Origin of the sequence: Kocuria rhizosphaericola (genome assembly GCF_044462205.1) — a bacterium.
Taxonomy (GTDB): domain Bacteria; phylum Actinomycetota; class Actinomycetes; order Actinomycetales; family Micrococcaceae; genus Kocuria; species Kocuria rhizosphaericola.
In genome coordinates this window covers 20,704-43,746 of sequence record NZ_JBISWK010000134.1, presented here as the reverse complement: position 1 = coordinate 43,746, position 23,043 = coordinate 20,704, and the positions used below count along the sequence as shown (strand labels likewise).

At 73.4% G+C, this 23,043-nt stretch carries 23 protein-coding genes; 14 read left to right on the top strand and 9 right to left on the bottom strand.

Annotation, left to right across the window (positions count from 1 at the left end; translation table 11 throughout):
* Positions 1-22: 22 nt before the first annotated feature.
* Complete coding sequence (locus tag ACH9D2_RS13795) at positions 23-3,529, bottom strand: bifunctional proline dehydrogenase/L-glutamate gamma-semialdehyde dehydrogenase (RefSeq protein ID WP_396363379.1); 3,507 nt, start codon at positions 3,527-3,529, stop codon at positions 23-25.
* A gap of 128 nt (positions 3,530-3,657) precedes the next feature.
* Here ACH9D2_RS13795 and ACH9D2_RS13790 point away from each other — a divergent pair, with 128 nt between their 5' ends.
* Entirely contained in the window at positions 3,658-4,566 is a 909-nt protein-coding gene (locus ACH9D2_RS13790; protein WP_396363378.1) for a LysR substrate-binding domain-containing protein, read from the top strand.
* Positions 4,567-4,581: 15 nt separating this feature from the next.
* Here the strand turns inward: ACH9D2_RS13790 and idi are convergent, their stop codons facing one another.
* Positions 4,582-5,133: an isopentenyl-diphosphate Delta-isomerase gene (gene idi / locus ACH9D2_RS13785; RefSeq protein WP_396363377.1), complete on the bottom strand. Its 552-nt coding sequence runs from the start codon at positions 5,131-5,133 to the stop codon at positions 4,582-4,584.
* Positions 5,134-5,253: 120 nt separating this feature from the next.
* Between idi and ACH9D2_RS13780 the strand changes: the two genes are divergently transcribed.
* The 5 genes from ACH9D2_RS13780 (at position 5,254) to tgt (ending at position 10,830) form a co-directional block, all read left to right on the top strand.
* Positions 5,254-6,195 carry a pseudouridine synthase gene (locus tag ACH9D2_RS13780; RefSeq protein WP_396363376.1) on the top strand — a complete coding sequence of 314 codons (942 nt, stop codon included), beginning with the start codon at positions 5,254-5,256 and terminating at the stop codon, positions 6,193-6,195.
* On the top strand, positions 6,192-7,445 hold the full coding sequence (locus ACH9D2_RS13775) for a DUF418 domain-containing protein (RefSeq protein WP_396363375.1): 1,254 nt from the start codon (positions 6,192-6,194) through the stop codon (positions 7,443-7,445). The genes ACH9D2_RS13780 and ACH9D2_RS13775 overlap by 4 nt, the downstream gene beginning before the upstream one ends.
* A gap of 42 nt (positions 7,446-7,487) precedes the next feature.
* Positions 7,488-8,768, top strand: coding sequence for a glycoside hydrolase family 76 protein (locus ACH9D2_RS13770; protein WP_396363374.1), 1,281 nt, complete (start codon positions 7,488-7,490; stop codon positions 8,766-8,768).
* A gap of 98 nt (positions 8,769-8,866) precedes the next feature.
* A complete protein-coding gene (locus ACH9D2_RS13765) occupies positions 8,867-9,409 on the top strand; it encodes an NUDIX hydrolase family protein (RefSeq protein WP_368825069.1) in 543 nt (180 codons plus the stop codon).
* Between the two features lie 119 nt (positions 9,410-9,528).
* Entirely contained in the window at positions 9,529-10,830 is a 1,302-nt protein-coding gene (gene tgt / locus ACH9D2_RS13760; protein WP_396363373.1) for a tRNA guanosine(34) transglycosylase Tgt, read from the top strand.
* On the opposite strand, the gene ACH9D2_RS13755 is transcribed toward tgt, so the two are convergent.
* From ACH9D2_RS13755 to ACH9D2_RS13745, 3 genes are all read right to left on the bottom strand, one after another.
* Complete coding sequence (locus ACH9D2_RS13755) at positions 10,812-11,282, bottom strand: universal stress protein (RefSeq protein WP_396363371.1); 471 nt, start codon at positions 11,280-11,282, stop codon at positions 10,812-10,814. The two genes, tgt and ACH9D2_RS13755, sit on opposite strands and share 19 nt — an antisense overlap.
* A 77-nt stretch (positions 11,283-11,359) precedes the next feature.
* Positions 11,360-11,833, bottom strand: coding sequence for a universal stress protein (locus tag ACH9D2_RS13750; RefSeq protein ID WP_396363370.1), 474 nt, complete (start codon positions 11,831-11,833; stop codon positions 11,360-11,362).
* Between the two features lie 68 nt (positions 11,834-11,901).
* On the bottom strand, positions 11,902-12,327 hold the full coding sequence (locus tag ACH9D2_RS13745; protein ID WP_396363369.1) for an Lrp/AsnC family transcriptional regulator: 426 nt from the start codon (positions 12,325-12,327) through the stop codon (positions 11,902-11,904).
* 161 nt (positions 12,328-12,488) lie between these two features.
* Here ACH9D2_RS13745 and ACH9D2_RS13740 point away from each other — a divergent pair, with 161 nt between their 5' ends.
* Together ACH9D2_RS13740 and ACH9D2_RS13735 are read left to right on the top strand one after the other, a co-directional pair.
* Positions 12,489-12,686: a hypothetical protein gene (locus ACH9D2_RS13740; RefSeq protein WP_396363368.1), complete on the top strand. Its 198-nt coding sequence runs from the start codon at positions 12,489-12,491 to the stop codon at positions 12,684-12,686.
* 194 nt (positions 12,687-12,880) lie between these two features.
* Positions 12,881-14,434: an amino acid carrier protein gene (locus ACH9D2_RS13735; protein ID WP_396363367.1), complete on the top strand. Its 1,554-nt coding sequence runs from the start codon at positions 12,881-12,883 to the stop codon at positions 14,432-14,434.
* A 103-nt stretch (positions 14,435-14,537) separates the two neighbouring features.
* Here ACH9D2_RS13735 and ACH9D2_RS13730 read toward each other — a convergent pair whose 3' ends face one another.
* Positions 14,538-15,272: a TVP38/TMEM64 family protein gene (locus ACH9D2_RS13730; RefSeq protein WP_396363366.1), complete on the bottom strand. Its 735-nt coding sequence runs from the start codon at positions 15,270-15,272 to the stop codon at positions 14,538-14,540.
* A 60-nt stretch (positions 15,273-15,332) separates the two neighbouring features.
* Between ACH9D2_RS13730 and ACH9D2_RS13725 the strand changes: the two genes are divergently transcribed.
* A complete protein-coding gene (locus ACH9D2_RS13725) occupies positions 15,333-15,806 on the top strand; it encodes an SRPBCC domain-containing protein (RefSeq protein ID WP_396363365.1) in 474 nt (157 codons plus the stop codon).
* 112 nt (positions 15,807-15,918) lie between these two features.
* Positions 15,919-16,728 carry an MBL fold metallo-hydrolase gene (locus ACH9D2_RS13720; protein ID WP_396363364.1) on the top strand — a complete coding sequence of 270 codons (810 nt, stop codon included), beginning with the start codon at positions 15,919-15,921 and terminating at the stop codon, positions 16,726-16,728.
* Between the two features lie 67 nt (positions 16,729-16,795).
* Here ACH9D2_RS13720 and ACH9D2_RS13715 read toward each other — a convergent pair whose 3' ends face one another.
* Positions 16,796-17,509 carry a queuosine precursor transporter gene (locus ACH9D2_RS13715; protein ID WP_396363363.1) on the bottom strand — a complete coding sequence of 238 codons (714 nt, stop codon included), beginning with the start codon at positions 17,507-17,509 and terminating at the stop codon, positions 16,796-16,798.
* Between the two features lie 226 nt (positions 17,510-17,735).
* On the opposite strand from ACH9D2_RS13715, the gene ACH9D2_RS13710 reads away from it, so the two are divergent.
* From ACH9D2_RS13710 to ACH9D2_RS13700, 3 genes are all read left to right on the top strand, one after another.
* A complete protein-coding gene (locus ACH9D2_RS13710; protein WP_396363362.1) occupies positions 17,736-18,593 on the top strand; it encodes a hydroxymethylpyrimidine/phosphomethylpyrimidine kinase in 858 nt (285 codons plus the stop codon).
* Positions 18,594-18,689: 96 nt separating this feature from the next.
* Positions 18,690-19,412 carry a DsbA family protein gene (locus tag ACH9D2_RS13705; RefSeq protein ID WP_396363361.1) on the top strand — a complete coding sequence of 241 codons (723 nt, stop codon included), beginning with the start codon at positions 18,690-18,692 and terminating at the stop codon, positions 19,410-19,412.
* Between the two features lie 151 nt (positions 19,413-19,563).
* The gene (locus ACH9D2_RS13700) at positions 19,564-20,232 is read left to right on the top strand and encodes a TetR/AcrR family transcriptional regulator (protein WP_396363360.1); all 669 of its coding nucleotides are present in this window, start codon (positions 19,564-19,566) and stop codon (positions 20,230-20,232) included.
* Here ACH9D2_RS13700 and ACH9D2_RS13695 read toward each other — a convergent pair.
* Together ACH9D2_RS13695 and ACH9D2_RS13690 are read right to left on the bottom strand one after the other, a co-directional pair.
* Positions 20,216-20,566: a type II toxin-antitoxin system VapB family antitoxin gene (locus ACH9D2_RS13695; protein WP_396363359.1), complete on the bottom strand. Its 351-nt coding sequence runs from the start codon at positions 20,564-20,566 to the stop codon at positions 20,216-20,218. The two genes, ACH9D2_RS13700 and ACH9D2_RS13695, sit on opposite strands and share 17 nt — an antisense overlap.
* Before the next feature lie 139 nt (positions 20,567-20,705).
* The gene (locus tag ACH9D2_RS13690; RefSeq protein ID WP_396363358.1) at positions 20,706-22,058 is read right to left on the bottom strand and encodes a hypothetical protein; all 1,353 of its coding nucleotides are present in this window, start codon (positions 22,056-22,058) and stop codon (positions 20,706-20,708) included.
* Between the two features lie 204 nt (positions 22,059-22,262).
* Here ACH9D2_RS13690 and ACH9D2_RS13685 point away from each other — a divergent pair, with 204 nt between their 5' ends.
* Positions 22,263-22,973 (top strand): hypothetical protein, encoded by a 711-nt coding sequence (locus tag ACH9D2_RS13685; RefSeq protein ID WP_396363357.1) that lies wholly within the window; start codon positions 22,263-22,265, stop codon positions 22,971-22,973.
* Positions 22,974-23,043: the final 70 nt, after the last annotated feature.

The following is a 23,043-nucleotide window of genomic DNA, read 5'->3' as shown; positions in this document are numbered from 1 at the left end:
GGGGCCGCGACAGGAAGAGCTGCTAGATCAGCTCGTCCGTGAGGTGGTTCGGCGTGCCGAAGCGGTGCGCGGTGATGCTCACGGCCTGCTCGTGCAGGAACGGCAGCATCTCCACCCGGCCCGCCCCGGTGACGGGGTGGGCGTAGACGGCCACGTCGGGACGGGACCCGGTCGCGGCGATGAAGCCCGCACGGTCCCCCCCGATGAGGCGGACACGTCCGCCGTCGAGGGCGGAGGCACCGGCCAGCCAGGCGGCGTCGTCCTCCACCCGGACCCGCACGCCCCGGCCGGTGAGCACGGAGCGCACCGCGGAGGGCAGCTCGAGCGCCGAGGAGACGGTGAGCTCGGCGCCGGCGCGCAGACCGGCGGCGACCACGCGCAGCAGGCCGGCGAGGGGCTCGCCCTCGGACAGCCGGACCGTCACGGGCAGCGGCAGGTAGCGGAAGACGTTGCGCTCCGCGTAGAGCTGCGAGACGTCCCGGGCGACGCCGAACTCCCCGGCCCAGGCGGCCTCGTCGCTGCGCAGTGCCTGCTCGAGCGCCTCGGCCTCCTCTGCGGTGACGCCGGCCCGGCCCGAACGGGCGGCGGCGACCAGGGCGGCCACCGCGATGTCGGCCACGGGGCGCCCGGCGTCGCGCAGCGGCGCAGGCTCCCACTCGCCCAGGCCCATGAGGTAGCTCGGGCCGCCGGCCTTGGTGCCCGGGCCGACCGCCGACTTCTTCCAGCCGCCGAAGGGCTGGCGCTGGACGATGGCGCCGGTGATCCCGCGGTTGACGTAGACGTTGCCGGCCTGGACGTTCTCCAGCCAGTAGCCGATCTCGTCCGGGTCCAGGGAGTGCAGCCCGCCGGTGAGGCCGTAGTCGACCTCGTTCTGGATGGCAACGGCCTCCTCCAGGGTCTCGGCGGTCATCACGCCGAGCACGGGCCCGAAGTACTCCACCAGGTGGAACTCGGAGCCGCGCTGCACGCCCGTGCGCACGCCCGGGGACCACAGCTTGCCGGTTCCGTCGAGCTGCTGCGGCTCGATCAGCCAGGACTGGCCCTCCTCGAGGGAGGTCAGGGCCTGGAGCAGCTTGCCCTCGGCCGGCTCGGTGAGCGGGCCCATCTGCGCGGCGGGGTTGGTCGGGTAGTCGACGGTGAGGGAGGTGACCGCGTCGACGAGCTGGTTGCGGAACCGGCGGGACTGCGCCACGGAGCCGACGAGGATCACCAGGGAGGCCGCCGAGCACTTCTGTCCGGCGTGGCCGAACGCCGAGTAGGCGACGTCCTTGGCGGCCAGGTCGAAGTCGGCGCTGGGGGTGACGACGAGGGCGTTCTTCCCCGAGGTCTCGGCCAGCAGCGGCAGGTCGGAGCGGAAGGAGCGGAACAGCTCCGCGGTCTCGTAGGCACCGGTGAGGATCAGCCGGTCCACCGACGGGTGGGAGATCAGCTGGCGGCCGAGGGCGCGCTCCTCGAGGTCCACGAGGGCGAGCACGTCGCGGGAAATCCCGGAGGCGTCCAGGGCCTCCCAGACGGCTTCGGCCACCACGGCGCCGCAGCGCTTGGTCGGGCCGGCCGGCTTGAACACCACCGGGGAGCCGGCGGCGAGGGCCGCCAGCACGGAACCGGCCGGGATGGCCACCGGGAAGTTCCACGGCGGGGTCACGACGGTGAGCCGGGAGGGCACGAAGGACGCGCCGTCGACCTCGTCCAGCTCGCGGGCGCGCTCGGCGTAGTAGTGGGCGAAGTCGATGGCCTCGCTGATCTCGGGGTCCGACTGGTCGAGGGTCTTGCCGGCCTCCGCGGCCGCGACCTCGAGCAGCTCGGCGCGGCGGGCCGCCAGGGCCTCCCCGGCGCGGTGGAGCACCTCGGCGCGCTGGGTCCCGGTCAGGGCGGCCCAGTCGCGGCCGGCCTCGAGAGCGGCGTCGATGACGCGGTCGAGCTGCTCCTCGGTCTGCAGCGCCGCGGCGGCGACGGTCTCCACGCCGGCCCGGGAACCGGGGACACGGTCGAGGATCGCCCGGCCCCAGTCCCGGTTGGCGGCCACGGCCGGGTCGGTGTCCGGGGTGTTGGCGAAGCTGTCGGTCGGGGCCGGCAGCTCGGGCAGCCGACGGTCCTGGACCCGGTTCGGCAGCGGCACGGTGTCGTCGAGCGCGGCCAGCGAGGCGAGGAAGCGGTTCTTCTCCCGGTCGAAGAGCTCCTCGTTCGCGGAGAGCTCGAAGACCGCGGACATGAAGTTCTCCTGGCTCGCGCCCTCCTCCAGCCGGCGGATCAGGTAGGCGATGGCCACGTCGAACTCGGCCGGGTGCACCACCGGGGTGTAGAGGAGCAGGGAGCCGACATCGCGCTTGACGGCCTCGGCCTGGCCGGTGGCCATGCCGAGCAGCATCTCGAAGTCGATCGCCTCGACCACGCCGCGCTCGGCGGCCAGCAGCCAGGCGAAGGCGATGTCGAAGAGGTTGTGCCCGGCCACGCCGATCCGGACGGCGTCGGCGTGCTCCGGCTGCAGCGCGTAGTTGAGCACGCGCTTGTAGTGGGTGTCCGAGTCCTGTTTGGTCCCCCAGGTGGCCAGCGGCCAGTCGTGCAGGGAGGCCTCCACCTGCTCCATGGGCAGGTTCGCGCCCTTGACCACGCGCACCTTCACGGGGGCGCCCCCGGCCGCGCGGCGGACGTGGGCCCACTCCTGGAGGCGGATCATCGCCTGCAGGGCGTCGGGCAGGTAGGTCTGCAGCACGATGCCGGCCTCGAGGTGCCGGAACCGGGGCTGGTCGAGGATCCGGGTGAAGACCGCCAGGGTCATGTCCAGGTCCTTGTACTCCTCCATGTCCAGGTTGATGAACTTCGGGGTGGAGAACGAGGCGGCCCGCGCGTAGAGCGGGGTCAGCTTCTCGACGACCTCGGCCACGGCCTCGTCGAAGGCCCAGGCGGAGTGGGGGGCAACGGTGGAGGAGACCTTGATGGAGACGTAGTCCACGTCCGGCCGGGCCAGCAGGTCGTGGGTGCCCTGCAGCCGGCGGTCGGCCTCGCGCTCGCCGAGCACGGCCTCGCCGAGGAGGTTGACGTTGAGCCGGACGTCGTCCTTGCGGATCTTGGCGATCGACTTCCCGAGCTTGGCCTCGCTGGCGTCCACGATGAGGTGCCCGACCATCTCGCGCAGTGCCTTGCGGGCCGCGGGGATCACGACCTGCGGGGCGACCGGGGCCAGGGCCCCGCCCGCGCGCACCGCGGAGCGCAGGTACCAGGGCAGGAAGCCGGGGACCTTCGGCGCGAGCCGCGCGAGGTTGCGGGCGGCCACCTTGATGTCCTCGGGCCGGATCACGCCGTCGACGAAGCCGACCGTGAAGTCCAGGCCGCTGGAGTCCTTGAGCACCCCGGCCAGCTGCTCGCCCGAGGCGTCCTTGGGGAACTCCTCCGCCTCGGTGAGCCAGCGGCGGACCGTGGCCACGGCCTGCTCGGGGAGCGACGCCGGGATGGTGGCGTGGGGAAGGGTGCGTCCGCTCGACGGTGCCGCGGGGGTGTTCGCGGTCGCGGGGACGGGGATCGTCGTCATGGGTGGTACTCCCTGGTCTGCGTGGAAAGCACTGTTGCAGTACTCACTATGCGCCTCCCGTCTCTTCGGATAAAGTGATGTTTTTCGCAGATGATTCGTCAGCGGACGTGATGAATGGACGGTGGCCCGTGCTGGACGTGCGCAAGCTGCGGCTGCTGCGTGAACTCGCGCTGCGCGGAACCCTGGCGGAGGTCGCCGCGGCCCTGAACTACAGCCCCTCGGCGGTCTCCCAGCAGCTCTCGGCGCTGGAGAAGGAGGCCGGCGTGTCGCTGCTCTCCAAGGCCGGCCGGCGGGTCCAGCTCACCCCGCAGGCGGAGATCCTGGTGGCGCGCACGGCCGAGCTGCTCGACGTCCTGGAGCGCACCGAGTCGGACCTCGCGGCGTCGCTGAGCACGGTGACCGGCACGGTGCGGGTCGCCGTGTTCCAGTCGGCCGCGCTGGCCCTGCTCCCGGTCGTGCTGGGCACGATGCGCCGCGAGCACCCGGAGGTGCGGGTGGAGATGGTGCAGGCCGAGCCGGAGCGCGCCCTCTACGAGACGTGGACGCGCGAGTTCGACGTCGTGGTGGCGGAGCAGTACCCGAGCCACGCCGCCGCCCACCATCCCGACCTGGACCGGCGCCGGCTGATCACGGACGCCATCCGCCTGGCGGTTCCCCCCGGCCCGGAGCACGCGGCCATCACCTCCCTGTGGGAGGCCCGCGAGCTCCCGTGGGTCATGGAACCGCGGGGAGCCGCCTCGCGGCACTGGGGCGAGCAGCTGTGCCGGAGGGCGGGCTTCGAGCCCGACGTCCGGTTCTCGACGGCGGACCTGCAGGCGCAGACCCGGCTCGTGGAGTCCGGCAACGCCGTGGCGCTCATGCCGGACCTCATGTGGGCGGGCGGTACCTCGCCCTGCCGGCTGGTCGACCTGCCGGGCGGGCCCCGGCGGACGGTGTTCACCTCGATCCGCGGGTCGAGCGAGCACCGCCCGGCGATCCTCGCGCTGCGCGCCGCCCTCGAGACGGTGGCCGAGGACCTGGCCGGGCGAATGGAGTGAGGAGGGAGCGGAGCGCTACGGGCGCCCCGCGGCCCGTCCCGTGAGCGCCTCGCGCAGCCGGTCGTGCGCGATCTGCTCGAGCAGCCACGGGCTGAGCAGGAACGGCGCGGCCTCCGCCGCGGCGAACAGCTCCTCCGGGGCGATCCAGGCGACCTCAGCGACCTCCTCGGGCAGGGGCCGCGGCCGGCCGGTGGCGCGCGCCACGTAGACGGGGCAGAACTCGTTCTCCACGATCCCGGAGGCGTCCACCGCCCGGTAGCGGAAGTCGGGCAGCACCTCCCTCATGCCCGTCACCTCGAAGCCCAGCTCCTGGCCCGCCCGGCGGGCGATGGCCTCGACGAACCCCTCGCCGGGGCCCGGGTGGCCGCAGAAGCTGTTGGTCCACACCCCGGGCCACGTCTTCTTCGCGAGCGCCCGGCGGGTCAGCAGCAGCCGCCCGTCGTCGTCGAGGACGTAGCACGAGACCGCGAGGTGCAGAGGGGTGTCCGTGGTGTGCACCCCGGCCTTGGGTGCGGTCCCGATGGGACGGTGCGCGTCGTCCAGGAGGACGACCTCTTCGACTGCCATGGGCCTCGTTCCGGTCGGCGGGCGGTGACGTGCGCGTCCATTCTCGCAGGATCCGCGGGCCGGCGGAACGCGGGGCCGCCGAGTGGACAACCGGTCCCGGGCGGAGCACGATCAGGAACCATGCGACGACGTCGGCCCGCCCCCGCCCCCCTGCCGCTGCGGGACGGGGTGGACCCGGTCCGGGTGCGGCTGCCGGCCGCGGAGACCGGGTCCCCCGGGACCGTCCGCGGCTACCTGCTGGCCCGGTTCCCCTCGTCCGCCCCGGAGCTCGAGGAGCTCTTCACGGCCGGCGGGATCGTCGACGACGACGGGCGGCCCCTCGGCCACGACGCCCCCTTCCGCCCCGGCGGCTCGGTCTGGTACCACCGTGCCCTGCCCGAGGAGCCGGAGCTGCCCGGGGACCTGCCGGTGCTGTTCGAGGACGAGTGGCTGCTGGCGGTCGACAAGCCGCACGGGCTGCCCACCACGCCGCGCGGCGGGTTCGTGGCGCAGAGCGCCCTCGTGAAGCTGCGCCGCTCCCGCCGTGAGGACCGGCTCTCCCCGCTGCACCGGCTCGACCGCGGCACGGCGGGGGTCCTGCTGCTCTCGCGGGACCCCGCCACCCGCGGCCGGTTCCAGACCCTCTTCCAGGAGCGGGCGGTGGCCAAGGAGTACGAGGCCGTGGCCGGGCACCGGCCCGGGCTGCGCCTCCCGCGCCTCGTCGAGTCCCGCATCGTCAAGGACAGCACGTCCCTGCAGGCGCGGGAGGTGCCGGGTCCCGTCAACGCGCGCACCGCGGTCGAGGGGGCCGGGCCGCCGTTCTCGGACGCGGAGGGGACGTGGGCCCGCTACGCCCTCCGGCCCGAGACCGGGCGCACCCACCAGATCCGCGTGCACCTGGCCGGGCTGGGCATCCCCGTCCGCCACGACCCCCTGTACCCGGAGGTCCGGCCGGCCGGCACCGAGGCCCCGGGCCGGCCGCTGCAGCTGCTGGCCCGCCGGATCGCCCTCGTGCACCCGGTGACCGGTGAGCCGCTCGTGCTCGAGAGCCGGCGCACCCTGGGGCCTGGGGACGCCGCGTGAGCGCTCCGCGCACCGCCCGGGCGACGGTCCGCGTCCCGGCGCCGGACGTGGCCCGGGGGCTCATGCTCTGGGTCATCGCGGTCGCCAACATCACCGTGTGGATCTGGGCGGCCGGGCCCACCGACGGCCCCCGGGACCGGACGCTGGGGACGGGCGCGGGCACCACGGCGTGGACGGTGGACGACGTCGTCAACATGGCCATGTCGATGCTCGTGGACGGCCGCGGCTTCCCCCTGTTCTCGTTCCTGGTCGGCTACGGCGTGGGCCAGATCGCCGCGCGGGAGGCCGCCCGCGGCACGCCCCTGCCCCTGGCGCGGCGGCTGCTGCTGCGCCGATACGGGTGGCTGGTGCTCGTCGGGGCCCTGCACGCGTGCCTGCTCTTCCCCGGGGACATCATCACCGCGTACGCGTTCGGGGGGCTGCTCCTGGCCGTGCTGATCGCCGAGAGCACGCGCACCCTCGTGGTCCTCGCGGCCCTGGGCTCGGTGCTCATGGTCCTCTACGGCGCGGCGAGCTGGGCCGTGCGGACACCGGGCACACCGCCCTTCCCCAGCCTCGTGGCGGACTCCGTCCCGGAGCGGGTGGCCCTCGGGCTCGTCGAGGGGATCGGAGTGGTGTCCTTCGCCCCGCTCCAGCTGCTGGGGCTGCTGCCCATGCTGCTGCTCGGCCTGGCCCTGAGCCGGTACCGGGTGCTCGAGGACCCCGGGCCCCGCCGCGGCCGGCTGCTCGCCACCGCCCTGGCCGGCATCGGCCTCGGGCTGCTCACGGGCGCCGGCACCGGGCTCCTGACCACGGACAGGCTCGAGCCCTCCGCGGCCGCCGGGTCCGTGCTCACCGGTGCGGACGCGGTGACGGGGGCCGCGCAGGGGATCGGCTACGCGCTCGTGGTGGCGCTGGTCTGCGACCGGCTCCTGCGCCCGGCCTCCGCCGCCGGGGCGGGCGCGCTCCGGGCGCGGGAGCATCCCGTGCTGTGGTCGCTGCAGGCTCTCGGACGCCGTTCGATGAGCGGCTACCTCGCGCAGTCCGTGCTGTTCACCGTGCTGCTGCCCCCGTTCGCGCTGGGGCTCGGCCGCTCCCTGACGCCCACCGCCGCACTGCTGCTCGGCTCCGCCGTGTGGCTGGTCACGCTGCTCGGCGCGGCCCTGCTGGAGCGGCGCGGCCTGCCCGGTCCCGCCGAGACCGTGCACCGGCGGCTGTTCCTGGGCCCCGCCCGGGACCGCGGCGCGCCGCCACCCCCGGCGAACGCATAGGCTCGGTCGCAGCCCTTCTCCCCCGCCAGCACAGGAGCCCCCATGCCCCCGACGACCGGCGCGAGCGCCGCGCACCGCACAGCGACCGGCGAGCCCACCGGACCCGCTGCATCCCGTGAGTCCGCTGAACCCGCCGGGCCCGGCGCCACGGCGGCGCAGCGCGCCGACAAGGCGGCGCACTCGGTCCAGGAGCTGTTCGGCGGGCGGGCGCTGGGGGTGCCCGGCACGCTGCTCGGCGCCCCGGCGCACCCGCGGCCCACGTCCCCGAGGGCCCCGTGGCACTACTGGTGGCAGGCACACCTGCTCGACGCGCTGGTGGACGCCGGTCTCCGGACCCTGGACGACCCCGCGCGGGCCCGGCGGTTCCGCCGGGAGGGGCACCGGCTGCTGCGGGGCATCACCCTGCGCAGCGGCGGCCGGGTGACCCACAACTCCTACTACGACGACATGGCGTGGCTGCTGCTGGCCGTGGGCCGTCTCGCCGGGCTGGACCGTGCGCTGACCGGCCGGCCGGACGTGGCGTGCCTCGACGCGGGCCGCGCCCTGCTCGCCCGGCTCGAGCAGGGCCACACCGGGGACCTCGGCGGCGGGGTCTTCTGGAACTCCCGCCACGACGTCAAGAACACGGCGTCCTCCGCGCCCACGGCCCTCGGCTTCGTGCGCACGCACCGCCGGGAGCAGGCCGCCGCGGTGCTCGACTGGTTGCGCACCACCCTCTGGGACCCGGAGCGGAAGGTCTTCCACGACGGCCTGCGCCTGGTCGCCGCCGGGTCCGGGACCGAGGTGACGCGCCTGGACGAGCGACTGTTCAGCTACAGCTCCGGGCCCGTGCTCGGCGCGCTGCTCGAGCTCGCGGACGCCCCGGGCACGGACGAGGAGTACCGGGCGGACCTGCTGGGCGCGGCCGCCGACGTGGTGGCGGGCGCCGCGCAGGAGTACGGCCGCGAGCAGGACGGGGCGCCCGTCCTGCGCGCCCACGGCGGCGGGGACGGCGGCCTGTTCAGCGGGATCCTGGCCCGCTATCTCGCCGACGCCGCCCTGCACCCGGGTCTGCCCGCCACCGCGCGCCGCACCGCGGCGGCGCTCGTGACGGGCACCGCCGACGCCCTGTGGGCCGGCCGGCGGGAGTTCGACCCCGCGGTGGACTTCGGCGCGCCGGGCACCACGGACCCGGCGGCCGCAGGCGGGACGGTGGCGATCTTCTCCCCGGACCCGGCACGGCACGCCAACGACTCGCAGCGCCCCGGCGTACCGGTCGAGCTGTCCACCCAGGTGCAGGCGTGGACGGTCCTGGAGGCCGCCGCCCGGCTGCCCCGCCCGTGAGCAGGGCCGGGGGGTCACGGCTCCGCTGTGCGCTGAACCGGCCGTCCGGGGCCGCGGCGACCGTGGCCCCGCCCGGGGTCTTGGGATAGAACAGCAGTATGAGTTTCCTCCGCACCCCCGATCCGAATCCCGGTTGGCTCAACGAGGACGATCTGCAGGAGGCCCGCCGCCGCCTGCCGATGGTCTACGTGCAGGCCCTTCCGGTCCGGCTCGACCCGCTGGGCTACCTCTCCGAGATCGGGCTGCTGCTGCAGGCCACCCCCCAGGGCGAGATGATGTACACGCTCGTCTCCGGGCGGGTGCTGTACCGGGAGACCATCCGGGCCGCGCTCCTGCGCCACCTGGAGAAGGACCTGGGCGCCATGGCGTTCCCGCAGCTGCCGGTGTCCACCACGCCCTTCGCCGTGGCCGAGTTCTTCCCCTCGCCGTCCGAGACCGGGCTGACCGACGACCGCCAGCACGCCGTGGCACTGAGCTACATCGTGCCGGTGCGCGGGGAGTGCAGCCCGCGCCAGGACGCCCTGCAGCTGTCCTGGATGAGTCCCGAGGAGGCGCTCAGCCCCGAGGTCCAGGCGGAGTTCGCGGGGGGCCGCGGGGACCTGGTGCGCCAGGCCGTGGCCCACGCCGGCTGGGGCCGCTGAGCGCCCCCAGCCGGCGCACGGGACCCGCCCCGCGTCCTCGCGACGCCCGGCCCCGCTCCGATCCGCCCGGCGGGGCGCGCACGGTCAGCCGCCCCCGCACGGTGGCGCACAATGGACGGGTGCCCGCACCAGAAGAGACCCTCCTTCCCGCCGCCGCCCGCTCCACCTTCGGCTTCGAGCTGGAGCACCGCCTCGCCGACACCGCCACGGTCCCCGGCGGGCGCGTCGAGGCCAACGGTGGTCCGTTCCTGGGCCGCACCGGGACCATCACCACCCCGCACGGGACGATCCGGACCCCCGCCTTCGTCCCCGTCGGCACCGCCGCCACCGTCAAGGCCGTGCTGCCCGAGTCCATGGCGGAACTCGGTGCGCAGGCCCTGCTCGCCAACGCCTACCACCTCTACCTGCAGCCCGGCGCGGAGGTCCTGGACGCCGCGGGCGGGCTCGGCGCGTTCATGAACTGGTCCGGTCCCACCTTCACGGACTCCGGGGGCTTCCAGGTCATGTCCCTGGGCTCGGGGTTCCGGAAGGTCATCGACATGTCCACGGCCGCGGCCTCGGCGGCGGGGGACGACGACGTCGCGACCGGCAAGGAGCGCATGGCCCGGGTCGACGACGACGGGGTCACCTTCAAATCGCACATCAACGGGGACGTCCACCGCTTCACCCCGGAGATCTCGATGCAGGTGCAGCACGCACTGGGCGCGGACATCATGTTCGCGTTCGACGAGCTCACCACGCTGCACAACTCCCGCGGCTACCAGGAGACGTCCCTCGAACGGACCCGGCGGTGGGCGCAGCGGTGCGTCGCCGAGCACGTCCGGCTCACCGAGGAGCGCGCGGGCAGGCCGTACCAGTCCCTGTTCGGCGTGATCCAGGGCGCCCAGCACGAGGACCTGCGCCGCCAGGCGTGCCGGGACCTGGGCGCGATGGACTTCGACGGGTTCGGGATCGGCGGGGCCCTCGAGAAGGAGAACCTCGGCACGATCGTGCGCTGGTGCAACGAGGAGCTGCCCGAGGACCGGCCCCGGCACCTGCTGGGGATCTCGGAGCCGGACGACATCTTCACGGCCCTCGAGAACGGCGCGGACACCTTCGACTGCGTCTCCCCCACCCGGGTGGCCCGCACGGGCACCGTGTACGCCCCGGCCGGCCGCTTCACCGTCAGCAACGCCCGCTTCCGCACGGACTTCGCCCCGATCGACGACGGCTGCGACTGCTACACGTGTGCGCACTACACCCGGGCGTACCTGCACCACCTGTTCAAGGCCAAGGAGCGCCTGTCCGCGACGCTCACGTCGATCCACAACGAGCGGTTCGTCGTGCGCATGGTGGACGGCGCCCGCGCGGCCATGGCCGACGGGACCTACTTCGAGTACCGGGACGAGGTCCTGGGCCGCTACTACGCGGGCCGGTCCTGAGCCGACCCCTCCGCCTCCTCGGGGTGCTCGTGGATCACGAGCACCGGGCACTTCGCGTGGGAGACGCACGCCGCGCTGACCGAGCCCAGCAGCAGCCCGCGGAAACCGCCGTGGCCCCGGCGACCGACCACGAGCATCGAGGCGTCCTCGCTCTCGTGCACCAGGACCTTCGACGGGTGCCCGAACACCACGGAGGTGCTGAGTCCGGCCGGCACGTCCTCGCCGAAGGCCTCGTGGACCGCCTTGTCGACCCGCTTGCGGGTGATCTCGTCGAAGTTGTCGCTGCCCAGCGGGACGTATCCGGCGTACTCGGGCGGATACTCCCACGCTCCGACCACCCTGATGCCCGCGCCGAGAGCGGGCGCCATCCTCGCCGCCCAGCGCAGCGCCTCCACGGACTGCTGGGAGCCGTCGACCCCGACGACGATCGCTGGTGTGGTTCCGTTGCTCATACCGAGTCCTTTGCTCGTGCGATCACCTTGACGTGATCAGTATCACAGAGCACGGGCCACCGTGGCGCGCGGCGCTCTCAGCCGGCGCTCCCGGTGCCCTCCACGTTCTCCGCCCCGACCGTCTCCTCGGGCAGGACGAGGACCGGGCAGGGCGCGTGGGCGACGCAGGCGGAGCTCGTCGAGCCCATCAGCAGACCCTTGAAACCACCGTGGCCCCGGCGCCCCACCACGAGCATCGCTGCCCCCTCGCTGTGCTGCATCAGCACCTTGGAGGGGTGGCCGAACTCCACCACGGTGCTGAGTCCGGCGGGCACGTCCTCCCCGAAGGCCTCGTGGACCGCGCGGTCCACCCGCTTCCGGGCCAGTTCGTCGAAGTGGTCGTCCTTGAAGTGGACGAAGTTCACGTACTCGGGCGGGTTCTCCCACGCCCCGACGACCTTGACGGTCGCCCCGTAGGCCGGCGCCAGGCGCGCGGCCCAGCGCAGGGCCGCCACGGACTGGGGGGAGCCGTCGACCCCGACGACGATCGCTGCTTCCGCTGGGTTCTCCATGTCCGATCCTCCACTGTAGTGACGACGGTGCTGTGTGCCCAGTATCACAGAACCCCGGGGCGCCACGCTCACAGATGCGACAGGATGACCGAGCTCCTCGTGTGGTTGATCCCCTTCCACTCCCGGATCCGGACCATGACGTCCTCGAGGTGGGTCGTGTTCTCCGCGCGGATCAGGAAGATGCCGTCCGCCTCGCCGGTGACCGTGTACGCGGCGGTCACCTCGGCGATCTCGGCGGCCATGGTGCGCATCATCGACGGCGAGAGTCCGCCGTCGCAGTGCAGCTCCACGAAGGCCTGGATGTTCCACCCCAGGACCGACGGGTCGATCTCCGCGGTGAAACGCTTGATGGCGCCCGTCTGCTGCAGGACGTCCACGCGGCGCTTGACCGCAGGGGCCGACAGGCCCACCTTTCCGCCGATGGCCGCGTAGCTCTCGCGGCTGTCCTGGATCAAGGACGCAATGATCTGTCGGTCGATGTCGTCTAGACGCAACGAATTACTCCTCCCGTGAGGGTTATCACATTGAATAATTCACTATCGGCCCGTTAGACTTTAGATGTCAACCGAGGCGCCGCCCACCGCCGGAGCACCTGGCGAACTGCCCTCGGACCCACGGATCTCCTCGCCCCGCGCACAGAAAGCTTGATGTTCCCATGGCTCTCCTTTTCGTCTTCGGCCTCCCCGCCCTCCTCTTCACCGCCATCGGCCGGGCGGCAGCCCCCGTCGGTCCCCGCGCCTCCTCGGCGGGCAGCACCCTCCGCCGCACCGGCAGCGACCTGGCGCGCGGGCTCCGCGTGTGCGCCATGACCTCCCCCCAGTACCTGACCGGCGGAGCGCGCGCCGGTCGCTGACCCGGCGCCCCCGGCGCCAACGGTGACGCCGCACCGGCACCGCCGGCGGCCCGGCCTCTCGCGAGAGGCCGGGCCGCTTATTGTTAACTTCTTGTTGCCACGACAAGATCGCACTTTGGACGACAGGCGTGTCTGTTGCCAACGGCCGTTCGGCAGGGTGTAGTGGTGAGATGCAGATCACACAAGCGGCACCCATGACGACTGTGGCCGAGGACGTCGAGTGGCTGGCAGCCGTCGACGAGGCCATCAACTCGGCGTTCGCTCCCATCACCGAGGTCTTCTCGACCATCGTCTTCGTCCCGATCACCGTCGCGGGCGTCAGCTTCCCCTTCGTCGTCGCCTGGCTCATCGCGGCCGGTGTGATCTTCACCGTCTACTTCGGCTTCATCCAGTTCCGCGGCCTCAAGGTGTCGTGGGACGTGGTGCGGGGCAAGTTCTCGTCCAAGGACGACCCCGGTGAGGTCCCCCACTTCCAAGCCCTGACCTCCGCGTTGTCCGGCACCGTGGGGCTGGGCAACATCGCGGGTGTGGGCGCCGCGATGGCCCTCGGCGGGCCGGGGGCGACCTTCTGGATGATCTGCGCCGGCCTGCTCGGCATGGCCACGAAGTTCGCGGAGTGCACCCTGGGCGTGAAGTACCGCGAGGTCCACGAGGACGGCACCGTCAGTGGTGGTCCCTTCCGGTACCTGCTCGTCGCGTACGGCAAGTTCGGCAGTGTCGTCGCCAAGATCTTCACCGGCATCTTCGCCGTCGCGATCCTCCTCTTCGGCGCGGCCGGCGGCAACATGTTCCAGGCCAACCAGACGTTCGCGCAGGCCCGCAACGTGACGGGCGGTCCCGACGGCTTCCTCGGCAGCGCCGGGGCGGCCCTCATCTTCGGCCTGATCCTCGCGGCCTTCGTGGGCCTGGTCATCATCGGTGGCATCAAGTCCATCGGCGCCACCACGAGCCGCCTCGTGCCGGCCATGGCGGCCGTCTACGTCACCGCGTGCCTGATCGTCATCCTCGTCAACTTCACCCAGGTGCCCGCGGCCCTCGGCGCGATCGTCGACGGCGCGTTCTCTCCCGAGGGCATGGCCGGCGGCGTCCTGGGCGTCATGATCGTGGGCTTCCAGCGCGCGGCGTTCTCCAACGAGGCCGGTCTCGGTTCCGCCCCGATCGCCCACTCCGCCGTGAAGACCCGCCGCCCCGTCAGCGAGGGGTTCGTGGCGATGTTCGAGCCCTTCGTGGACACCGTGATCATCTGCACCATGACGGCCCTGGCCATCATCATCGCCGGCGCCCCCAGCCTGCAGGCCGGCATCGACCAGGTGCAGGCCGGTGAGGGCGCCCCCGACGGCGTCATCCTCACCTCGGACGCCTTCGCCACGGTGATTCCCTGGTTCCCGATCGTGCTGGCCATCGCGGTGATCCTGTTCGCGTTCTCCACCCTGATCACCTGGTTCTACTACGGCCTCAAGGCGTGGGAGTTCCTGTTCGGGCGCAGCCGGCTCAGCGACAACATCTTCCGCGGCATCTACCTGTTCTTCACCGTGGCCGGTACCGTCCTGACCTTCAGCGAGGTCATCGCCTTCGCCGACGCGGCACTGTTCGTCTGCGGCTTCGTCAACCTGCTCGGGGTCTACCTGCTGCTCCCCGTCATCAAGAAGGAGATGAAGGAGTACCTCGCCGACCGCAAGAGCGGCAAGCTGCACCTCCTCGGCAACGAGCCGACGGACGGGTCCACCGCGGTCCGCCCCAAGGTCTAGCCGCACCGCACCGCACAGCCGCACCGCGCGGCCGCACCGAGCGGCAGCCGCCCGGTCCTCGCTCCGAGGGCCGGGCGTCGCCGTGCCCGGGGTCCGGTGGCGCCTACTCGGTGCTCCCGACGCCGTCGGCGTCGGGCGCGCGCCGGGAGTCGTGCCCGGGGTCCTGCCGGGACCGCCGCCAGGCGAGCACTCCCACGACCACCACGACCGCCCAGGAGGCGGCGACCACCGCCAGGGCCGGCCACGACGGCCGGGACGTGAAGGCCCCCACGGCGGCGAAGCTCACCTGTCCCGGCATCCCGCCCAGCAGGGTGGCGCCGAGGTAGTCGCGCTGCGGGATGCGCACGAGTCCGGCCCCGTAGCTGAGGGTCCAGTTGGGCACGACGGGCCGGAGCACGAGCACCGTGAGGAAGCCCTTGCCGACGAGCTTGCGCTCCACCACCTCGACCCGGTTGCCCGCGAGCCGGTACAGGGCGTCGCGGCCGAGGAAACGGGCGAGCCAGTATCCCAGCCAGGCTCCGAGCGTGGTGGCGACGACCCCGACCACGCTGCCCTGGGCCATGCCGAAGAGGAACCCCCCGGACACGGCCATGATCGTCACCGGCACCGGTGTGGCCGCCACGAGAACGAACACCGCCGCGAACACGAGGGGGCCCCACGCGCCGAAGTCCTCGACGAAGGACCGGATCTCGTCCACGGTGGGCAGCTCGTGGCCGATGAGGTACCAGACGGTCACGGCCAGCAGCGCCAGGAGCGCCCCGCCCTTGAGCGCGGTGACCCAGGCCGACCGCGTGCCGGGCTCGCGGGACCCCGGATCCCGCGCAGGTTCGGTGCTCACGTGCGCCACTGTACCGACCGCTGTCGTGGGGGCCGAGAGCGACCGGGGACAATGGGAGGCATGGACGTCACCGATCTGGACCCGGCGGAGGTCTTCTCCGTCTCCCACGCCCTCGCACACCCCCCGGCCGCGGTCTTCGCCGCGTTCACCGAGCCGGCCCGGCTCGCCGCCTGGTTCGGCCCGCCCGGCTGGAGCGTGTCCCGGGAGTCGGTGCTGCTCGAGGTCAGGCCCGGGGGACGGCAGCGCTTCCGCATGGTCCACGACGCGGACCCCGCCCTGGTCTCCCCGGTGCACGGCACCTATCTGCGGGTCGAGCCGGACGTCCTGCTCGAGGGCCGCGAGGCGCTGCCCGGACCGGACGGCGAGCCCACCCCCAGCCACGTGCTGACGCGCACCGAGTTCGTCGCCACCGGGGACGGGGGCACCCTCCTGGTGCTCACGCAGGGGCCTCTGCCCGCCGCGGTGCACCCGGGTGCGGCCGCGGCGTGGCGCGGCTCCTTCGCCAGGCTCGAGGCCCTGCTGGCCGAGGGCTGAGCCGGGTGCCGTGCCCTGCCGGACCCTGTCGGCCAGAGCCCAGCCGACACCCCCGCGCCGTCTCTCCCGCCCCCGGCCTCTTACCACGACCCGCTCGACCCAGGAGTACCGCATGACCCAGGAACCCGGCACCCGCACCACCGTACTGACCCGGCGGCTGACCGCGCCCAACCCGGGTCCCATGACCCTGGACGGCACCAACTCGTGGCTGATCGGGGCGCCGGGGCAGCAGGACGTCGTCGTCGTCGACCCGGGTCCGGCCGACCGCGGCCACCTCGCCGCCCTGGCCGCGGCGGGGCGGACCGTGCTGACGCTGATCACGCACCGCCACGCCGACCACACCGAGGCCGTCGACGACTTCCACGCGCTCACCGGCGCGCCCGTGCGCGCCTTCCTGCCGGAGTTCTGCCGCGGCGCCGCCCCGCTGGCCGACCGCGAGACCATCGAGGCCGCCGGGTGCCGGATCCGGGTGCTGCACACCCCCGGGCACACCTCCGACTCCGTGTGCTTCCACCTGCCCGACGACGGCCCGGTCGGGGGCGGGGACGCCGTCCCCCCGGCGCGCGCCACGGGCTCGGTGCTCACGGGCGACACGGTCCTGGGGCGGGGGACCACGATGCTCGACCACCCGGACGGCAGTCTGGGCGACTACCTGCGTTCGCTCCAGCGTCTGGCTGTGCTGGGCGACGCCCTGGTGCTCCCGGCGCACGCGGACGTGCGCGAGGACGTCGAGGCGGTGTGCGAGGAGCTCCTCGAGCACCGGATGGAGCGCCTCGCCGAGGTGCGGGAGGCGCTGCGGGCCCTGGGCCGCGCCGCGACGCTCGAGGCGATCACGGCCCGGATCTACACCGACGTCCCGGAGCACGTGCTGCCCGCCGCCCGCAGCTCGGTGGGCGCGCAGCTGGCCTATCTCGGCTTCTGAGCCGTGCCGCCGGAGCGGCCGGGGAATCCCCCGGCCGCCGGGCGGCGGCGGAGCCGGCCCCGCACGGTCAGCGCAGGGGTGCGAGGGGCTCCCCCGCGAGGTCCGCCTCGCCGTAGGTCGGCTCCCGGCGCTTGAGCCAGCCGATCACGGTGTAGGTCACCGGCATGACGAGCACCTCGACCAGGACCTTGTACACGTAGCCCACGACCACGTAGTTGAGGAAGTCGCCCATCGTGGTGATGCCGATGACCGGGGCCGCCACGGTGCAGAAGATCACGGTGTCCACGAGCTCGCCCACCAGGGTCGAGCCGATGAGCCGCGCCCACAGGTGCTTCTCCCGGGTGCGGGCCTTGATCCGGACCATCACGAAGGCGTTGAGCAGCTGCCCCGCGAGGTAGCCCAGCAGGGACCCTGCCACGATGAGCGGGACGGGGCCGAGGACGGCCTCGAAGGCCGCCTGGCCATCGTAGAACTCCGCGGGCGGCAGCGCGATGACGAGCCAGAACACGACCGAGGAGAACAGCCCCGCGGCGAACGACGTGACGATGGCCCGGCGGGCGGAGCGGAAGCCGTAGACCTCCGCCACGACGTCGCCCAGGACGTAGGCGAGGGGAAAGAGGAAGAAGCCCCCGTCGGTGATGACGGGGCCGAACGCGACCCCCTTGGTCGCGGCGACGTTGGAGAGCACCAGGATCACGCAGTACGCGGCCACGACGAGGTCGAAGTGCGTGCGGGGACGGCGGGCGAACCCGGCGGGGGCCGGGCCGGAGGAGGAGGACACGGTCGGTCACCAATCTGTATTGACGCGGCGCCGGCCCGCGCGGGGCGGACGCCGTGGTTCGATCTGTGAGGTGTGCCGGAGGCACGCGGGGCGCCCGCCTGCCACCCGGGGACCCCTCCCCGACGCCGCGGGTCCCGTGCGGGGACTGCGCGCCGGCCGGAGACCGTCCGACAGTCTAGCCCCGGCGGTTGGCCCCGGCACCGGGCAGGGGCGCACAATGGCTCCCATGACCGAGACCAGCACCGTTCCCCTTCCCGCCGCCGCGGGCCCCGCCGCCCAGCCGTCCGTCGCCCTGACGATCGCCGGCTCCGAGGCGACGGGCGGCGCCGGCGCGCAGGCGGACCTCAAGACCTTCCAGGAGCTCGGGGTCTTCGGCTCCCTCGCGCTCACCTGCATCGTGTCCTTCGACCCGTCCGCGGACTGGGGTCACCGGCTGTTCCCCGTGCCGCAGGACGTCCTGCGCGAGCAGCTCGAGGCGATCACGGCCGCCCACGTCCTCGACGCCGTCAAGATCGGCATGCTGGGCAGCCCCGAGACCATCGCCACCACCGCCGAGGTGCTCACCGCGCTGGCGCCGCGCCACCTCGTCCTCGACCCGGTCCTCATCTGCAAGGGGCAGGAGCCGGGCGCGGCCCTGGACACGGACGAGGCGCTGAAGGCGAAGGTCCTCCCGCTGGCCACCTTCGTGACCCCGAACCACTTCGAGTCCCTCTCCCTGTCCGGCATGGACGAGATCAGCACGGTCGAGCAGCTCGAGGAGGCCGCCCGGCGGATCCACGAGACGTCCGGCGCCGTGGTCCTCGCCAAGGGCGGGGTCCGCCTCGCCGGTCCCGACGCCGTCGACGTCTTCTACGACGGGACCACCCTCGAGGTGCTCTCCGAGCCCAAGGTCGGCGAGGTCCCCGTGGCCGGGGCGGGCTGCACGCTCGCGGCCGCGGTCGCCGCGGAACTGGCGAAGGGGGCCGAGCCCCTCGCGGCGGCCCGCACCGCGAAGGCCTTCGTCTCCGCCGGGATCCGGCGCCGCCTCACCTCGCGCGCCCCGTTCGACTCCCTCTGGCAGGGAGGCTCGGCCGCCGAGCGCTGAACGCGGCCACCGTCCCGCACTGCCCGTCCGTCCTCGGACGGGCGGCGCGGCCGCACGCGGCGGAATGGACCCGGACGCCATTCAGTTGACGCGGGCATGACTTTGCAGATCGACATCTGGTCCGACATCGCCTGTCCCTGGTGCCTCATCGGCAAGCGCCGCTTCGACAGGGCCCTCGCGGCCTTCCCGCACCGGGACCGGGTGAGCGTGACCTACCGGAGCTACCAGCTGGACCCCTCCCTGCCCGGGTCCTGGGACGGCACGGAGACCGAGTACCTCGCTCGGGTCAAGGGACTCCAGCCGGCGCAGGTGCGGCAGATGCTCGGGAAGGTGACCTCGGTGGCGGCCGGGGAGGGGCTGCAGTACGACTTCGACGCCCTCGTCGTGGCCAACTCCGGCAAGGCCCACCGGCTGCTGCATGCCGCCCGGAGGGCGGACGAGGACGACGCGGGCGCCTCCGTGGCGGCCCGTCTGAAGGAGGCCCTGCTCACGGGTCACTTCGAACGAGGCCTGGACATCGGGGACGACGACGCCCTGGTCGCCCTCGCCGTCGACGCCGGGCTCCCCGAGGAGGCCGCCCGGGCGGGCCTGTCCGACCCGGCCCTGGACCGGGCCGTCCAGGAGGACCTGGCGGCGGCCCGGGGGCTCGGGGTCCGGGGCGTGCCGTTCTACGTCCTCGACGGCCGCTACGGGATCTCCGGAGCGCAGCCCACGGAGGCCTTCGAGCAGGCCCTGGAGCAGGTGTGGTCCGAGACGCACCCCCTCGTGGGACCGGGCGGCGACGCGCCGGCCTGCGGACCGGAGGGCTGCGGCGCCTGATCCCCGGGCCGACGTTACCTGGACGTTGCCTTTATTTTTTCCCCAACGGGAGCCCAACAGCCCGGATCGGTGGTGTCATAGTGGGACATACCGTCACCAAGGCTCAGCACAGTGTGCACAATTTGGTGACATGGACAGATAAGGTGTCATCATGCCTCGTATCTCTGCGGCCACCAACGCCGCGCAGCGGGAGAACACCAAACGAGCGATCCTCGACTCCTTCGGCCAGCTCCTCTACCAGCAGGGCCTCACCGGCCTGACCATGACGCACGTGGCCAAGAACGCCGGTGTGGGCCGCACCGCGGTCTACAACTACTTCGCGGACATGGGCGAGCTGCTCGTGGCCTACGCCCTGGACGAGACCGAGCGGTTCATGACCGATCTGCGCCGCGACCTCGAGGGCGTCGCCAACCCGGTCGACAGGCTCGCCGTCTACATCCGCGCCCAGATCGAGGATCTCACCCGGCGCCACCTGCCCCCGGGCCCCACCATGCGCACCGTCCTCTCCCCCGAGGACTACCAGAAGCTGGGCGAGCACGTGGGAGAGCTGCAGGGCCTGCTGGCCGCGATCCTGCGGGACGCGATCGGCCAGGCCTATCTGCCGGAGGGCGACATCTCGGAGCTCGCCGCCCTGGTGCACGGGTCCCTGACCGCCGCGGCCGACCGAGGGCAGAACTCCGACCAGGACCGGGTGGCGCGGGAGCAGCACATCCGCTCCACCGTCCGTTTCATCCAGCAGGGCCTGGGGGCGCAGTTCGACGCCGAGGGCCACCCCGTGCCGCTCGCCCCCGAGCGGCCGCCCCTCAGCGCGGCGTCCTGACCGCGCTCCGCCCGGTGCCTGCCCGCTCGCCCGGCCCGGGGCCGAGCTCCAGCACGCGGGCGTGCATCACGGTGCGGTGGTGCAGTGCGGTGCGCAGCGCCCGGTGCAGCCCGTCCTCCAGGTAGAGGTGACCGTCCCAGCGGACCACGTGCGGGAAGAGGTCGCCGTAGAACGTGGAGTCCGCGTCCAGCAGGGTCGACAGGTCCAGGGTCGTCTTCGTGGTGATCAGCTGGTCCAGCCGGACCTGGCGTGGCGGGACGCCGGACCAGTCGGTCGGCGTGACGAGGCCGTGGTCCGGGTACGGGCGGGAGTCCCCCACGGCCTTGAAGATCATGCGTTCATCCTAGGGGCGGGCCCGGCGGCGCGCCGGGAGTCACCGCCGGGGCGGCAGGCGGCACGTTCGCCGTCGCAGCCGGCGGCGCCCGGCGGTCCCCGCAGAGGGGTCTGCGAGGACCGCCGGCGCGTGCCGGAGGTCAGTTCCGGGTCACGGTGACGGCGCGGGTGGTGGCGTTCCACTCGATCCGGCCGCCGGTGTAGTTCTGGGCCATGCCGCTCGAGGTGCTGTACTCGTCCGAGGTCGGGTAGCCCAGGCCCCGCTCGTGGCCCAGCGCCGCCCACTTCCGGCCGATGGCCCCGTACTCCTTGATGGCGTTCGACCCGGTGCGTGAGGACCACATGATCTTGGTCCGCTTCCCGGACGCGTCGAAGACCTGGTAGGCGCCGCCGTCGGCGGCGCGCATCTCGTTCGTCGCCGGCGGGCCGTAGCTGCCCGCGTAGCCGTCCGCCGCGAACTTCCTGCCGATGGACCCGCCGTAGTCGACCCCCCGGGTCCCGGTGGCCCGGGACCAGTAGAGGGCCTTGTCCCGGCCGTCCGCGCCCGCGAAGCGCTGGTAGACGGAGCCGTGCCCGGAGGCGTACTCCGCGCTGACCGGCGTGGCCCACGCGGTGCCGCCCAGCGCCGCCCACGTGCGCCCGATCGCGCCGGTGAGCTGGTAGCCGTTGACGACGTCGTTGCCGGTGGGCGAGACGGTCTCGGGCTTCGGGGCCGCGCCGGTGCCGGAGTAGAGGCGGTCGACGTCGTCGCCGACCAGGTCCGCCAGGTCGTAGTTGGTGTGGTGCAGCCCGGCCATCACCACGCGGTCCGCGTTCGCGAAACCGGCCCTCTGGTAGGCGGCCGAGCCCTTGCCGGCCGCGTCCAGCGCGGACCACGTGGACGGCTGGGTGGCACCGTAGCTGTCGAGGGAGCCGACGTACCAGGTCGGGTCCGTGGCCCTGAGCGCCGCGTCGGGAGTGCTCTCGAGCCTCCCGTTGTAGACGCCGCCGCCGCCGATGAGTGTCGACCCGCCGCCCCGGATCCAGCCGGCGCGGTCGGAGAGCACCTCGGTGGAGATGAACTCCGCACCGCCGGAGTACCCGGCCAGGTGGATGCGGGTCGTGTCGACACGCTGCTCGGAGACGATCCTGGCCGCGAGGGCGCGGAACCAGTCCCCGACCGCCTCGCTGTTGGAGGTCCAGGACCGGTTGGCGGGGGCCACCGGCACCACGAGGATCATGTTCTTGGCCGCGGCCCGGGCGGCCATGGTCTTGAGCATCGACGTGGTGGGGCGCTGGGCGTAGTACTGCCCGTCGCCGTCGAAGTAGAAGACCACGCCGACGGCCTTGGACCGGTCCACGCCGGCGTCGTAGAGGTGGTACTGCGAGGAGACGCCGGCGGCGGTGTGGACCGTGTTGGTCGTCGAGGCGTGGGCCGGGGCGGTGGCCCCGACCGTCGTGCCGGCGAGCATCGCGCCGGCCAGGAGAGCGGCGGGCAGGGCGGACGAGGGCATGGGGAATGAAGGCAGCTTCAAGGGGACCTCTTAGGGGGGATTAGAGGACAGGGGGAGCACAGCCGGGGGGCAGCTGCGGGTGCGGCGGAACAGCCCGTTCCGTCACATCTGCAGGGTATTGCATTAGCGAACGCAGGTGGTGGAACGACGTCACGTTACGATGTGCTCCTGTTCCGTCTTCATCCCCTCGGAGAGACCACCCCCATGCCCCTTCGCCCCCTGGCGCTGGCCGCCCTCCTCCTCCTCGCTCCCGCCACCGGGGCGGCTCACGCCACCGAGACCGCACCGCCTCCCGCACCGGCCGCGGGGTCCCCCTCGGCGGAGCCGTCAGCCCCGCCTCCGGCCGGCGACGAACCGGCCGGCCCGCCGGAGACGGACCCCGCCGACGGCTCCACCGCCGCGCCTGATCCCGACGCCCCTCCTGCGCCCGGTGGAGGCGGCACGCCGTCGGACGAGCAGCCCTCCCCCGCCGCCGACGGGCGTGCGGCACCGGAGCCCGGTGCGGGCCGTGCGGAGGAGGGCCGTGCACATGAGGTCGGTGCCGAGGAGATCCTCGCGGAGGCGGCCCCCGGCACGCCGGAGGACCGGACCGCGGACGCGGCGGAGCTGCCCGCCCTGGAGCACGCCTCCTTCGTCGGACCCGGCACCACCGCGGCCCTCCGCCCCGGCTCCGGGGCCCTGCTCCGGCACGAGCCCGTGCTCCGGGAACAGCTCCTGCCACGGCGGCAGCAGGTGAGCCCCGGGACGCTCACGCGCATCTCGCTGGGGACCGTGACACGGGTTCCGGCGCAGGACGCGGCCGCGGGCTCCTCGGCCACCGGGTGGGTCGTGGGCCTTTCGGCGGTGGGCGCCGCCGCGGCCGCCGTCGTCGTCCGCCGGCACCACCGAGCCAGGAGGCACCCCGCCGGGTCCTGACCGCACCCGTCGCCCGCGGCGAGCAGGGCGCCCCGCGAGAGGGCTCGTGGTAGGATCGACGCCCCGCAAC

Bases quoted from the DNA above. Each gene is read 5' to 3' on its own strand.
- ACH9D2_RS13795 (WP_396363379.1), bottom strand. From the start codon at position 3,529: ATGACGACGATCCCCGTCCCCGCGACCGCGAACACCCCCGCGGCACCG.
- idi (WP_396363377.1), bottom strand. From the start codon at position 5,133: ATGGCAGTCGAAGAGGTCGTCCTCCTGGACGACGCGCACCGTCCCATC.
- ACH9D2_RS13780 (WP_396363376.1), top strand. From the start codon at position 5,254: ATGCGACGACGTCGGCCCGCCCCCGCCCCCCTGCCGCTGCGGGACGGG.
- ACH9D2_RS13770 (WP_396363374.1), top strand. From the start codon at position 7,488: ATGCCCCCGACGACCGGCGCGAGCGCCGCGCACCGCACAGCGACCGGC.
- ACH9D2_RS13765 (WP_368825069.1), top strand. From the start codon at position 8,867: ATGAGTTTCCTCCGCACCCCCGATCCGAATCCCGGTTGGCTCAACGAG.
- ACH9D2_RS13755 (WP_396363371.1), bottom strand. From the start codon at position 11,282: ATGAGCAACGGAACCACACCAGCGATCGTCGTCGGGGTCGACGGCTCC.
- ACH9D2_RS13750 (WP_396363370.1), bottom strand. From the start codon at position 11,833: ATGGAGAACCCAGCGGAAGCAGCGATCGTCGTCGGGGTCGACGGCTCC.
- ACH9D2_RS13740 (WP_396363368.1), top strand. From the start codon at position 12,489: ATGGCTCTCCTTTTCGTCTTCGGCCTCCCCGCCCTCCTCTTCACCGCC.
- ACH9D2_RS13735 (WP_396363367.1), top strand. From the start codon at position 12,881: ATGACGACTGTGGCCGAGGACGTCGAGTGGCTGGCAGCCGTCGACGAG.
- ACH9D2_RS13725 (WP_396363365.1), top strand. From the start codon at position 15,333: ATGGACGTCACCGATCTGGACCCGGCGGAGGTCTTCTCCGTCTCCCAC.
- ACH9D2_RS13720 (WP_396363364.1), top strand. From the start codon at position 15,919: ATGACCCAGGAACCCGGCACCCGCACCACCGTACTGACCCGGCGGCTG.
- ACH9D2_RS13710 (WP_396363362.1), top strand. From the start codon at position 17,736: ATGACCGAGACCAGCACCGTTCCCCTTCCCGCCGCCGCGGGCCCCGCC.
- ACH9D2_RS13705 (WP_396363361.1), top strand. From the start codon at position 18,690: ATGACTTTGCAGATCGACATCTGGTCCGACATCGCCTGTCCCTGGTGC.
- ACH9D2_RS13700 (WP_396363360.1), top strand. From the start codon at position 19,564: ATGCCTCGTATCTCTGCGGCCACCAACGCCGCGCAGCGGGAGAACACC.
- ACH9D2_RS13695 (WP_396363359.1), bottom strand. From the start codon at position 20,566: ATGATCTTCAAGGCCGTGGGGGACTCCCGCCCGTACCCGGACCACGGC.
- ACH9D2_RS13690 (WP_396363358.1), bottom strand. From the start codon at position 22,058: ATGCCCTCGTCCGCCCTGCCCGCCGCTCTCCTGGCCGGCGCGATGCTC.
- ACH9D2_RS13685 (WP_396363357.1), top strand. From the start codon at position 22,263: ATGCCCCTTCGCCCCCTGGCGCTGGCCGCCCTCCTCCTCCTCGCTCCC.